12 protein-coding genes are annotated in these 12,770 nt (G+C 60.2%); 9 read left to right on the plus strand and 3 right to left on the minus strand.

Annotated elements, in window-relative coordinates; translation table 11 throughout:
* Positions 1 to 7 precede the first annotated feature (7 nt).
* Together ABT375_RS05935 and ABT375_RS05940 are read right to left on the minus strand one after the other, a co-directional pair.
* Positions 8 to 1,162 carry an acyl-CoA dehydrogenase family protein gene (locus ABT375_RS05935; RefSeq protein WP_416464438.1) on the minus strand — a complete coding sequence of 385 codons (1,155 nt, stop codon included), beginning with the start codon at positions 1,160 to 1,162 and terminating at the stop codon, positions 8 to 10.
* A 71-nt stretch (positions 1,163 to 1,233) separates the two neighbouring features.
* Positions 1,234 to 2,118, minus strand: coding sequence for a LysR family transcriptional regulator (locus ABT375_RS05940; protein ID WP_416464439.1), 885 nt, complete (start codon positions 2,116 to 2,118; stop codon positions 1,234 to 1,236).
* 107 nt (positions 2,119 to 2,225) lie between these two features.
* Between ABT375_RS05940 and ABT375_RS05945 the strand changes: the two genes are divergently transcribed.
* The 9 genes from ABT375_RS05945 (at position 2,226) to ABT375_RS05985 (ending at position 10,634) form a co-directional block, all read left to right on the plus strand.
* Positions 2,226 to 3,026, plus strand: a complete 801-nt coding sequence (locus ABT375_RS05945; protein WP_261934229.1) for a crotonase/enoyl-CoA hydratase family protein — start codon at positions 2,226 to 2,228, stop codon at positions 3,024 to 3,026.
* Positions 3,023 to 4,270, plus strand: a complete 1,248-nt coding sequence (locus ABT375_RS05950; RefSeq protein WP_416464440.1) for a CaiB/BaiF CoA transferase family protein — start codon at positions 3,023 to 3,025, stop codon at positions 4,268 to 4,270. The genes ABT375_RS05945 and ABT375_RS05950 overlap by 4 nt, the downstream gene beginning before the upstream one ends.
* Before the next feature lie 27 nt (positions 4,271 to 4,297).
* Positions 4,298 to 5,197: an NAD(P)-dependent oxidoreductase gene (locus tag ABT375_RS05955; RefSeq protein WP_416464441.1), complete on the plus strand. Its 900-nt coding sequence runs from the start codon at positions 4,298 to 4,300 to the stop codon at positions 5,195 to 5,197.
* Between the two features lie 11 nt (positions 5,198 to 5,208).
* On the plus strand, positions 5,209 to 5,970 hold the full coding sequence (locus tag ABT375_RS05960) for an SDR family NAD(P)-dependent oxidoreductase (protein WP_416464442.1): 762 nt from the start codon (positions 5,209 to 5,211) through the stop codon (positions 5,968 to 5,970).
* A gap of 74 nt (positions 5,971 to 6,044) precedes the next feature.
* Positions 6,045 to 6,983, plus strand: a complete 939-nt coding sequence (locus ABT375_RS05965) for an AEC family transporter (RefSeq protein WP_416464443.1) — start codon at positions 6,045 to 6,047, stop codon at positions 6,981 to 6,983.
* Positions 6,984 to 7,133: 150 nt separating this feature from the next.
* Positions 7,134 to 8,102: an aldo/keto reductase gene (locus ABT375_RS05970; protein ID WP_416464444.1), complete on the plus strand. Its 969-nt coding sequence runs from the start codon at positions 7,134 to 7,136 to the stop codon at positions 8,100 to 8,102.
* A gap of 40 nt (positions 8,103 to 8,142) precedes the next feature.
* On the plus strand, positions 8,143 to 9,090 hold the full coding sequence (locus ABT375_RS05975; RefSeq protein ID WP_261934224.1) for an alpha/beta hydrolase: 948 nt from the start codon (positions 8,143 to 8,145) through the stop codon (positions 9,088 to 9,090).
* 12 nt (positions 9,091 to 9,102) lie between these two features.
* Positions 9,103 to 9,948: a helix-turn-helix domain-containing protein gene (locus ABT375_RS05980; RefSeq protein ID WP_416464445.1), complete on the plus strand. Its 846-nt coding sequence runs from the start codon at positions 9,103 to 9,105 to the stop codon at positions 9,946 to 9,948.
* 245 nt (positions 9,949 to 10,193) lie between these two features.
* Positions 10,194 to 10,634, plus strand: coding sequence for a hypothetical protein (locus ABT375_RS05985; RefSeq protein WP_416464446.1), 441 nt, complete (start codon positions 10,194 to 10,196; stop codon positions 10,632 to 10,634).
* Between the two features lie 74 nt (positions 10,635 to 10,708).
* Here ABT375_RS05985 and ABT375_RS05990 read toward each other — a convergent pair whose 3' ends face one another.
* Complete coding sequence (locus ABT375_RS05990; RefSeq protein WP_416464447.1) at positions 10,709 to 12,664, minus strand: NAD(P)-binding domain-containing protein; 1,956 nt, start codon at positions 12,662 to 12,664, stop codon at positions 10,709 to 10,711.
* Between the last annotated feature and the right edge of the window lie 106 nt (positions 12,665 to 12,770).

A 12,770-nucleotide genomic window follows, 5' to 3' on the forward strand; every position in this document is an offset into this window, starting at 1 on the left:
CTTTCCCTCAGCGAAGGCCAAGGCCGCGCGCGATGATACCGCGCAGGATTTCGCGCGTGCCGCCGCGCAACGAGAAGCTGGGTGCGATATGTGTGACGTAGAGAAGGGTGCGGTAAAGCTCAGCGTCGACCGGCTCGTCGGGATTAGAAGCAAGATCGTCGCCGATCAGTTGCGGCACCGCCTGCTCGAAGCCGGTGCCAATATCCTTCATGAGCGAGGCTTCGACTACCGGACTCTCGCCTTCGACCAATCGGGCCGTGACGGCGAGCGACATCTCCCGCAGCACCGCGAGTTGAGCGGTCAAGGTTCCGACGAGGCGTAGCGTCGCGCTGTCCTTCCGGCCTGCGGCGTCGAGATGCCGCACCCAGGCGTCGATCAGGACGACCGACGAATAGATGCGTTCCGGGCCACTCCGTTCGAAGGCGAGTTCGGCGGTGACTTGCCGCCACCCCTGCCCCTCTTCTCCGATCAGCGTGTCGGGGGCGAGGCGAACGTCATCGAAAAACACCTCCGCAAAATGGGCGTCGCCAGTTAAATCGACGATGGGGCGGATCGTAATGCCCGGAAGCGTCAAGTCGACGATCAGTTGCGACAGACCCCACTGCCGGTCTTCATTCGTACCAGAGGTGCGAACCAGCGCGATCATATAGTCGCTGTGCATCGCATTGGTGGTCCATATCTTCTGCCCGTTGAGCAGCCAGCTTCCATCCTTCTGCAGATCAGCGCGGCTGCGAACACTGGCAAGATCCGAACCGGAACCCGGCTCGCTCATGCCGATGCAGAACAGCGCCTCGCCTCTGGAAATACGCGGCAGGTAGAAGCGACGCTGCTCTTCCGTGCCATAGTGCAGGATCAGCGGGCCGCTTTGGCGGTCGGCTATCCAATGTCCCGCTACCGGGGCGCCAGCCGACAACAGTTCCTCCACCACGACGAAACGCGTGAAGGGACCGCGCCCGTTACCGCCATATTCTTTCGGCAAGGACAGGCCAAGATAACCGGCTTGCCCCAATTTGCGGCTGAATGCCGCGTCAAATCCCTGCCAGGATCGGGCGCGGCGATGCAGAGGGAGGTCGGCGATCGCCCCTGCGATCAGCGTGCGCAGCGCGGGACGGAGCGCCTCGTCTTCAGGCGGCAATGCGGACAGGGACAGGGCGTCGAACAACTTGGCCTCGAATGCGAAAGGGAACCGATAATTCGCATTGTCGCATTCGCACTGTCCAATATCATATTGCCCTATTTTGATATCCGATAACTATCGGCCGCGATCGCGGCGAAATTGTGGGCTAGCGGGCTCGCACGATTTCGCGGCAGGGCGACGCCGGTCTCGATCGGCACGCAACGAGCCAGCCGCACCAGCCGCACATCTTTTGGTACTGCACTGGCGGCGCGTGAGGGCACCAAGGCGACCCCGAGTCCCGATCGCACCAATGCCAGCACCGCGCTTAGTTGCGCCGCCTCCTGTGCGACGCGAGGGACAAACCCTGCTTCATGGCAAGCCTTGATCGTGATGGAATGGAGCACGCTGATCCGACTTTGCAGAATGAACGGTTCGTCCGCCAACCGACTTAGCGCAACGCTGCCGGTATTGGCGAGCATATGACTTTGCGGAAGGGCAGCATGCATTTCGTCCTGGTCGACGGACTGAGCATCGACCTGGGCGATTTCCATCAGAGGCAGTCGGACCAGTCCCACATCCAGTTCGCCCGCCGACAGTCTGCGTGCAATGTCGGTGCTGGCCGCTTCCTCCAGCACCAGTTCCACCAGCGGGTAGAGACGGCGATATTCGGGAATGATGTGGGGTAACAGTTCGAACGTCGCGGAACCGACAAAGCCGACGCGCAATTGGCCCCGCTCGCCCATAGCCCCCTCTCGAACCACCTCGCGAAAGCGGTCGGCCTGCGCCAGCGTCAGGCGTGCAATGTCCAGCGCAGCGCGCCCCGCCGCCGTCAACGTCACCCCTCGCGATCCGCGATCGAAGAGCGTCGTCCCCAACTCTTCCTCCAGCTTGCGGATCGCAACGGTCAATGGCGGCTGTGAAATATTGAGTTTGTCGGCCGCGCGATGAAAATTGCGCGTGTCGGCCAGGGTCACGAAATAGCGCAGCTGGCGCAACTCCATCGATAGCTCCCGAGTATCGAAAAAATGGAAATCAATATTAGCTTGGTGAAACCGGAACGCCTAACCTTTTGGCACGGTTACGATTGATTAGAGCCGTGGAGAAGAGCATGCCCCCCTTCCTTGTGGTAGAACGTGACGGCGCTGTCGTTACCGCGACCTTGAACCGCCCCGAAGAACGCAATGCCATTTCGCATATCGAGCATAGCGAGGAGATCGTTGATTTCTGTCGCCAAATGACGCGTGACACATCCGTCCGCGCTATCGTGCTGACGGGTGCCGGCGAGGCATTTTGCGCAGGCGGCAACGTGAAACATATGGCCGACCAGGTGGGGATGTTCGGCGGCAGCCCTTACGATATCCGCAACAGCTACCGCACGAGCGTGCAGATGATAGGTCCTGCCGTCAGTGAACTGGAAGTGCCGGTCATCGCAGCGATTAACGGTCCGGCGATTGGCCTTGGTCTCGATATCGCCTGCATGTGCGATATTCGCATCATGGCCGAAAGCGCAGTCGTCGCGGAAAGCTATGTGAAGCTGGGCATCATTCCGGGCGGCGGCGGTGGCTGGCTGCTCCCCCGGCTGATCGGTCCGCAGCGCGCCAGCCTGATGACGCTGACCGGCGATGCCATCGATGCCGGGACCGCGCTGAACTATGGGCTGGTGGCAGAGGTGGTGCCGGACGACGCCCTGGCAACGCGCGCACGCGCATTGGCCGGCAAGATCGCAGCCAATCCCGGTCACGCCACTCGCATGGCGAAGCGTCTGATGCGCGAAGGCGCGGACATGAAGCTCTCCACGCTGCTGGAAATGGCGGCGGCCTATCAGGCGCTCGCCCATCATAGCGAGGATCATCATGAAGCCGTTGCTGCTTTCCTCGGCAAGCGCAGGGCGGAGTTCAGGGACAAGTGAGCGACGCCGCAAAAACCCCGTCTGGTCCGCTGGCGGGCCTTCGCGTGTTGGATCTTTCGCGTGTTCTGGCCGGGCCATGGTGTACGCAGATACTGGGCGATCTGGGCGCCGAAGTGATCAAGATCGAACAGCCTGGGCAAGGCGACGATACTCGTCGCTGGGGACCGCCCTTTGTGGAAGATGGGTCTCGTGACGCCGCCTATTATCTGTGCGCGAACCGGAACAAGAAATCCGTGGCCATCAACCTGGCCGATCCGCGCGGGGCGGAAATGATCCGCAAGATCGCCATCAACTGCGACATCGTGGTAGAGAATTTCAGGGTCGGCGGCCTCGTCAAATATGGTCTCGACCACGCTTCCCTTTCGCAAATCAATCCAAGGCTCATCTATTGTTCGATCACCGGCTTCGGCCAGGACGGTCCTTACAAGGACCGAGGTGGCTATGACTTTTTGATCCAGGGCATGAGCGGCCTCATGTCGGTTACCGGTCGCCCGGACGACCAACCGGGTGGCGGACCGCTCAAGGTCGGGATTCCGATCAGCGACCTGGTGACCGGGCTATATGCGGCCACTTCCATATTGGCGGCGCTGGCGCATCGCGATCGGACTGGCGAAGGGCAGCGGATCGACATGGCGCTGCTCGATACGCAGGTGGCCCTTCTTGCCAACCAGGCCAGCAATTACCTCAATGGCGGGATGCTGCCGCGGCGATTGGGCAACGAGCACCCCAATACCGTACCCTATCAGGACTTCGCCTGCGCAGACGGGGACATATTGGTGGCGCTGGGCAATGATCGGCAATTCCGCGACTTTTGCAAGCTGATCGGACGTCCCGATCTCCCGGACGATCCGCGCTTTGCGGTCAATGGCGGGCGTTCGCCCCATCGCCAGGCTTTGCAGGATGAGATGCAGCCCGCCATCGCCCGATGGAAGTCCGATGATCTGATCGCGGCGATGGAAGCGGCCAAGCTGCCAGGCGGGCGCGTCAATGACATTCCGCATATACTGGCCGATCCACAGATCGCGGCTCGCGGCCTTGTCCGGGACATGACACGGTCCGACGGCACGCCGGTCAAGATTCTGGGCTATCCCGGCAAATTGTCGAAGACGCCCGCAGACTATCGCCATGCGCCGCCGCGTTCCGGGGAAGACACGCGAGAGGTTCTGATGACGCTATTAAATATCGACGGAGCGGAGCTTGCAGCGCTCATGGAGGCGGACGTCATCGCCGAACGGCTGCGTTGAAATTTCAAGCGTTAGAGAGGATGCATCATGACCACCAGGATCGGCTTCATCGGCTTGGGCGCCATGGGTCTGCCCATGTCTTCCAACCTGCAACGCAAGGGCTTTGCTGTTACCGTCTTCGACCTTGATCCGGCGAAGATGGACGAAGTCGCGCTTCTGGGTGCAACAAGAGCGGTCAACATCGCCGAAGCGACCAAAGGGCAAGACATCGTCATCACAGTGCTGCCCGCGACGCCCCATGTCGAGGCGGTGGTGCTCGGTGATGACGGCGTGCTGGCGCATATCGACGATGGCGCGCTGCTGATGGACATGTCCACAATCGACGCCAATGGTACGGACAGGGTGGCGGCAGCCTGCGCAGCGAGGGGGGTCGGTTTTGTGGACGCGCCGATCGGACGACTTGCGCTTCACGCCCAGCGCGGCGAATCGTTGTTCATGGTGGGCGCAAGCGACGCGGATTTTGCGAGGGTCGAACCAGCACTCAAGGCAATGGGCACCGATATCTATCGCTGTGGCGCGCCGGGCATGGGCAGCCGCATGAAACTGATCAACAATTTCATGCTCCTGTCGACAGCGCAGATCGTGGCGGAATCGATCGCGCTGGGCACGAAGCTCGGACTCGACATACAGACCATGCATGACGTGACCGGTGGCACCACAGCACGCAATGGCCAGTTCCATATATTGATGGTGAACAAAGCGCTGAAGGGAGATGTCGAACCGGGCTTTACCATCGATCTCGCCTTCAAGGATCTGACATTGGCGATGAACGCTGCGGCGCAGAACCGGGTGGGCCTGCCCATGGGTGCGGCGGCCCATGCCGTGTTCGGAGGGGCGCGGGCCAAATATTATGCGTCGCAGGATTATTCGGCGTTGCTGAACTATGCCTGCGACAATGCGGGTGTCGAAACGCCCAGAATGGATTGAAGGAGGGCGATATGACGAAACGTCTGAAAGGCAAACGTGTCATCGTCATTGGCTCGGCCACTGGCATCGGCGCCGCTACGGTCCAGCGACTGGTCGAGGAAGGCGCACATGTGTGCGCCGCCGATATCAATCTGGAAGGCGCCGAGCGCCTCGCGGGGCAAGTCGGCGGCGACAGCTTCGCGGTGCCGGTCGATATTGCCGATGAGGCATCGGTCGGCATCGCGGTGGCGAGAGCCGTCGAGGAACTAGGCGGATTGGACGGCGTCCATATCAATGCCGCAGACCTGCGAGTCATCTTTCAGGACAGCAATGCGCTCGATGTCGATCTGGCCGTGTTCGATCGCACCATCGCGGTAAACCTGCGCGGGCACCTTCTCTGCACGCGCGCGGTGCTGCCGCACCTGCTTGCCAGTCAGGCTGGCGCGATCGTCTATACCAGTTCCGGCTCCGCACGCGGGGGGGAGCCGGAGCGGCCGTGCTACGCCATGTCCAAAGGAGGACTGGAGGCGCTGATGCGCCACGTCGCCTCGCGCTGGGGCCGGGAGGGGATCACGGCCAACGTCGTCGCCCCCGGCTTTACCATGACGCAGGAGATGCAGGCGGGCGGCCAAGTGCCTCAAGCGGTGATCGACCATTTCCTCAATAGCGGCCGAAGCTTCCGACTGGGTCGGTCGGAAGACCAGGCCGCGGTCGCGGCGATGCTGCTGTCGGATGACGGGCGCTGGATCAACGGGCAAGTGATCAACGTCAATGGCGGGGCGATGTTCTCCTAGCACGCCAGCATCGCCGCGGATTGGGCGGACCTTTTATCAGCCGCATCTCCTTTTGTTCGGGTAACGCATCTGCCATGGCGATGATCATATTGGGAGCGCTGGTGCCCGTCTTCGGACTGATCCTGTTAGGTTATGGCTGTGGCCGGACCCATCTGCTGGGCGATCATGCGTTCGAGGTGCTGAACCGCTTCGTCATTTCGGTGACGCTGCCGGCACTGACCTTCCGTTCCATCGCGCACATGGCGCCTGCGGATCTTGCGGAGCCTTCGATGATGGCAGCAGTCATAGGCGGGGCGCTCACCACCTATGCGATCGGGTTCGGCATCGAAAAAGCGCTCGGGCACAATGGGAGCGAAGCCAATATTGCCGGTCTATGCGCCAGCTTCAGCAATACCGGCTTTGTAGGCCTGCCAATTGCGGTGCTGACGTTCGGCCAGGCGACGATGGCTCCCGTCGCTGTATCGATGCTGCTCTATTCCGCCGTTATCTTCACTGTGGGTGTGGTCGTGAGCGAGGTGACCACGCATCCTGGCCCTGGCGTTTCCGCGGGACTGAAGCTGGCGGGCCGGTCGGTGCTGCGCAATCCGTTGATCCTGCTTTCTACCTTGGGGGTAGGCTGGTGTTTATTGGGACTGTCCATCGGTGGGCCGCTCGACATTTTGCTGCAGACGCTTGCGCAGGCGACCGCGCCCTGTGCGCTGACGGCCATCGGCATCTTCATCGCCCTCCCCCGGGAAAAGGCTTCGCCCGGGCCGATCGGACGCTCCGTGATGCTGAAGCTGGCGGTTCATCCGCTGATTACGGCGGGCTTCGTCCTGATTCTGCCGCCGATGCCGCCACTTTGGGCCAAGATTGCGATCCTGATGGCGGCGATGCCGAGCGGCGCGTCCAGCTTCGTGCTGGCCGGCAAGGCAGGAGGCTGGGCAATGGAATTGAGCGCCTGGGCGGTAACGCTGACGACCATATTTGCGTCCCTGTCGCTGATCGGCATCGTCTGGGGCCTAGGCATCTGAACCACCATCAATTTTCGTAGATAATTTATGATTTCATCGACAATTTACAACATTGATATTCCATTTTTACAATTCCATGCGTAGAAAATTAGCAAATCATAATGCGTTGTGGTGCGATCGCCAGATCGACACACCGATCAGGAGACAGCCATGCTTTCGAAAGTGACGATCAACCACACCGACCTCTCGGTCAGTCGCCTTTGCTACGGCACTAACATGCTGGGCTGGCAGATAGACCAGGATCGCTCCAACGCTATCCTGGACGAGTTCGCAGATCTGGGCGGCAATTTCATCGACAGCGCGCGCTCCTATGGCGACTGGATGCACGATGCACCCAAAGGCGCCAGCGAAAGAGCCATAGGCGCCTGGCTAAAAGGCAAGAAACGCGAGGATTTCGTCATCGCAACCAAGGGCGGATTCTTCGACATGCGGGCGGGCGATTATCGCAATCGGGTCAATCCCACGGACCTGGCCAACGATCTCGACGAAAGCCTGGATCATCTGGGTGTCGACACGATCGATCTCTACTGGCTGCACATGGACAATGTCGAAACGCCCGTCAGTGAACTGGTGGATTTCCTGGACGAGGCCAAGGCGACCGGCAAGATCCGCTGGTTCGGTGCATCGAATTGGACCGACACCCGCGTGCTGGAGGCCAACAGCTATGCCAAGGCCAATGACAAGGCCAGCTTCATTGCCGTCGAGCCGTTCTGGGGCCTGGCCAAACCGCATGAGGCCAATGCCCTGCAGCAAGGCTATCAGCTATATTTCGAAGATCATGGCGGTGCGCTCAAGGATGCCGGTCTGGCCATCATTCCCTATTGCTCGCAGAGTCGCGGCTATTTCGGCATGTTGGAACAGAGCGAAGACGCGGTCCCCGACTCCCTTAAAGCTTTTTACGACAATCCGGCCAACGCGAACCGCTTTGACGCGGCCAAAATGATCGCCGAACGTCATGGCGTCACCGTTTCGGAAATCGCACTCGCCTATCTGATGAACCAGCCGCAGCAGGTGATACCGATCTTCGGCGCGTCCACCCCAGCCCGGATCAAGGACAGTGTAAGGGCCGCCGCCATCAGCCTGGATGCCACCGACCTGGCCGAACTGCAGGCAGGGTGAGAGGCAAAAGCCTGACACGCTAAAACGACAGGAGAAGCGGATGCCGCTCGACCACCAGTTGGAAGCCATGTTCGCCGGACAGCCCGAATGGCCGCCCGTACGCAATTTTCCGATCGACGCGCTCCGCGACGCGGTCCGATCCAGTTCAGTGCAACTGCCGCCGCCGGCCGTGACTCTCGCGTCGGTCGACGATCGCACGATCCCTGGCCCGGCCGGCGAAATTCCGGTGCGCATATATACGCCGGAGGGCGCTGGCCCCTTCCCCTTGATCGTCTATTTTCACGGCGGCGGCTTTGTCGTCGGCGATCTCGACACGCAGGACATGATTGCACGTGGCCTGTCGGCTGGCGCCGAAAGCGTCGTCGTCTCGGTCGGGTATCGCCTCGCACCAGAGCATAAATTCCCAGCCGCCTTCGAGGATAGTTGGGCTGCGGTGCAGTGGACAGCGGCCAACGCCACCAAGCTTGCAGGCGATGCCGCGTTGATGGCGGTAGCAGGTGACAGCGCGGGCGGCGTAATCGCCAGCGCCTGCGGCCTGCTCGCGAAGAAAGCGGGCGCACCGAAACTATCGGCTATTCTCAACTGGTACGGGCCGGGGATCCACCCGATCCCGGCGGAAGGATCGGCGATCGAATTTGCCGATGGCCCGGTGCTGCGCCTCGATGATGCTCATTTCTTCTGGGACATGTTCATCACGGACGATGCCGATTATCAGGATTTTCGCGCCAGCCCGATGAAGGCGTCCAGCCATGAAGGTCTGCCGCCAACCTTCATCGCCAGCGCCGAATGCGATCCCATCCGTGATGCCGTCGAAGCCTATGGACCAGTGCTGGAGCAGGCGGGGGTCAAAGTCGAGATGCAGCGCTATCCCGGCATGGTCCACGGCTTCGTGTCATGGGTGGGCTTCCTGCCCGGCGCGCAGGCCGCGATGGCCGATGCCTGCGCATTTGCGAAGATGCAGTTTGCCGCGTCCCGTCGGAATGCCTGACCCGATACGACGATGGGAATCGATTTCACGCCTGTTCTGTTGGAACGGTGCGCCGTGCAAGGCGGCTGGTTCGAACTGGTTGAATGGCATTGGCCTGACATTCTGAATTTCGAGCGGTGTGAAAATCAGCTTATGCTGGAGATGTCGCTGCCGCCAATGGCAGCGGACGCCTCGGCCTGCTTCCCTGCCATCGCGCCCGAAAAGCGCTGCTTCATGGGCGCATTGTTCGTGCGTCATCCCGGCGTCGGCATTGCAGGTCGATCGGAAGGCGGGCAGATACGCGTTATGCGGTGTGGGCTGGACGACAGCCATACCGCCGCCATCATCGGCGGGAAGCGGCCAACGCTCGGCTTTCTCCAAGGCTTGCTGAATATCCGCAATGACGCGCTACGCAGCCTGATGCGGTTGGCGCAGCGCGAGTTAGACAATCCGCTCGGTCGATCGCCACTTGCGATGGAAGCCTTGTTCACACTGATCCTGATTGAACTAAACAGAGTCTTTCAGGCCGCGGCGGAAACAGAGACCGCCAGCCGCCTTGCTCCCTGGCAATTCCGACGCATCCGCGAACGCATTGAAGCCGACACGCCTGGTCCCACCATCCCCGAACTGGCCGCATTATGCGGCATCAGTCCGCGACATCTGCACCGCCAATTCTTGGCGCTGACCGGCAAGACGATCTCAACCTATGTCGAGGCCTACCGGATCGAACGAGCCAAGCGGCAACTTGCGCAGTCGCAAATGCCCTTGAAGCAGATCGCGCAACAAGCGGGTTTTTCGCACTCAAACAGCTTTGCCCGTGCCTTCAGACGAAGGACATGTCTGTCACCCCGCGCATATCGGCAGCGATTTTCAGATTAGAAATCGAGGTCGAAGTTGTGGTCAAAACGCACGAAGCGACGCGCAATCTTCCGCCCCTCCCTCGTAAGAACCACGGTGTCTCGCTTTCTTCCGGTCACAACGATCCTGGCCGCCATTGGCGTATCCCCCGGCGTTGACGTTCGTGAACATATAATCAGCAAAGACCTGCCCGTCGCGCTCCGTAACGACCAGATTGAATTATAGCATCGATTCTTGCCCTGCTCCTGACGGTCGGATTCCATGGCATGGGCAACCTGCGCTTCGACACCCTCATAGCGAATGAGAAGGCCTTCAAGCTACGTTACGACGTCTTGCGTGTGAAGAGGGGTGCCGCCCATCTTCGGCAAATCCAGGAGAGCGACGCGGTGACCATCGCCAATCCATTCCGCCCGGTGACGCCGCCGCAGGTCATCGAGGGCGCATATAGCGACGATCGGCATCTGCGTATGTTTAAGGTGGTCCGGGAGAATGGCCCATGGCCTCTTATTCTGGCTCAGCATTTCAAATCACCCGAGGAAGTCATTGCTACCACATCCGGCACTATGCCTGAGGGGTTTGAGCGGAGCTGGGATATGTTTCTTCCCCCTGTTTTTAGCGGCTATTTCGCTCAAGGCCATACGGCTGTGTATCCGTACCGGGCGGGTCGGCATGGCTTTGATCGTCTGTCGCCTGTCATAAGCGCATAGAGGAAATCCCGGAGATAGGAAGGTGGACGCCTCGACTGCCCTCTATCCTCGCCTGTACCGATGACCGGGGAGCTTTACAGTAGTTCGAAATCGGCATGACGCGGTCCGCGGCACTCGTTCCAAAAATCGACGAGACGCCATGGCCAGGACAGGAAATTGCGCTTTTGGCTGTTGTTATAATAGCTGAACGCGCGCGGATGGCTCCAGATCATGTTGACCATCTTGGTCTGCACCTTGTCCTGCCACGCATCAAAGGCAGCAACGGTCGGTTGCAACGCCTTCTTGTCTCGCGCATTGAGCCAGTCGAGGCACTCGATGGCGTAATGGACCTGACATTCGGAAATCAGGTTCTGCCCCGCGGCGTGATTAGGCGCACTGTTGGGGCCTACAGTATGGAAATAATTAGGGAAGCCGGGGATCAACATGCCGAAATAGGCGCGCGGATCCTCCATACCCCATTCGTCGCGAAGGCGCTTGCCGTCGACCCCGACGATCTCCAACTTGCCCATCATGTTGGCGACGTCAAATCCGGTGGCGCACACCAGCACGTCCAGCTCGATCTCGCGACCGTCCTTCAGCACGATGCCCTTCGGCGTAATGCGGGCGATCCCTTCCTGCTCCAGATGCACATGAGGCTTCATATAGGTCGGGAAATAATTGCCGCGATCCAGAATGATGCGCTTTGAAAAAACCGGGAAGTCGGGCGTCAGCTTCTCTCGGAGATCGGGCCGATCGGGGAAGCTGCGTTCGATATGGCCGATAGCGAACTGGCGCATCGCTTCGTTGACGGCGGAAACGGACGGAGAATCCTTGGGCCATTCGGGATCGAGCAACACATTGGGGTAGAGGCCGTCGGCCGCATACCAGTAAATGCGGAAGCGATACCATTCCAGATAATGGGGAATATGCCGCATGGCAAATTTGACGCCGTCGCTGACCACATCTTCGCCCGCTGGCGTAGGCATGACCCAATGGCGGCTGCGCTGGAACACATGGAGTTCACCCACGTCATCAGCGACAGCAGGAATAAACTGTGCAGCGCTGGCACCAGTGCCTATGATCCCGACACGCTTGCCCTTAAGATCGGTTGAACTGTCCCAGGTCGCGGTGTGCTGGCGGATGCCCTGAAAACTATCGAGACCGGGTATGTTCGGCCATTTCAGGCGGTTGACCGGGCCATGGCCATTGATGACGGCATTGGCGCGGATGATCTCCTCGTTCCCGTCGGCTTTGCGCACAGTGACGTGCCAGACAGCATCCTCTTTGTCCCAGACCAGCTTTTCGACCATGGTGTTGAAGCAGATCCGCCGGCGCAGATCATGATCGTCGGCCACCCTTTTGAGGTAAGCGAACATGTCGTTGCCTTGTGGATGATAATTATGCCACTCCGGGTTCAGCGCGAACGAGAAGGAATAGAAGTGGCTGGGCGTATCGACGCCGACGCCAGGATAGCGATTTTCCCACCAGGTGCCACCGACCTCCGCATTCTTCTCTATAATGACCCATTCATAGCCTGCTTCTTCCAGCTTAATGCCAGCCGCCATACCCGTCATGCCGGCGCCGATCACCAACACCTTGAAGTCGGGATTGGCAGGTCTGCGGCGGGGGTTATCGCGGCGCGGCATTTCATGACGAAAACCGATCTGGTCGAAAAGCAGGGGCAGAAATTCCGGTTCGACATCTTCGGCCAGACCGACGGCCATCATGCGACGCATCAGCGCATCGGAAGGGCTGCCATCCCGTGCTGCGCCGGGTGTGATCAGGAGATGGTGCAGCTTTTCGCGCAGTTCGCCCAGCAGATCAGCTGGCAGCGCTTCGGGCGGATAGGCGTAGGGCGATTTGAAATGCGGTGCGAACCTGTCGAGCATCGCTTCATCGCCGCTCAGATGCACATAGGTCATCAGCAGCGTATGCGGCTCGCCCTGTTTGAGCGCCGCGCGCAATCCCGGCGTGTCGTCCATGGGTAAGCTGCGGGTCTTCAAATTGGCCGACGCGCGCTCGGTCGTGGCCTGTGCATAGTCGATTGCCATTTCCAGACTCCTGGCTTTTCTCATTCTGGTTGAAATTTGGCGACCAGAATACTCTCACCTGGCTCTGGCTCATAAGTAAGCATTCACTTACTTATTCCATGGCTGT

Source organism: Sphingomonas sp. VDB2 (genome assembly GCF_047946695.1).
Lineage (GTDB): Bacteria > Pseudomonadota > Alphaproteobacteria > Sphingomonadales > Sphingomonadaceae > Sphingobium > Sphingobium bisphenolicum.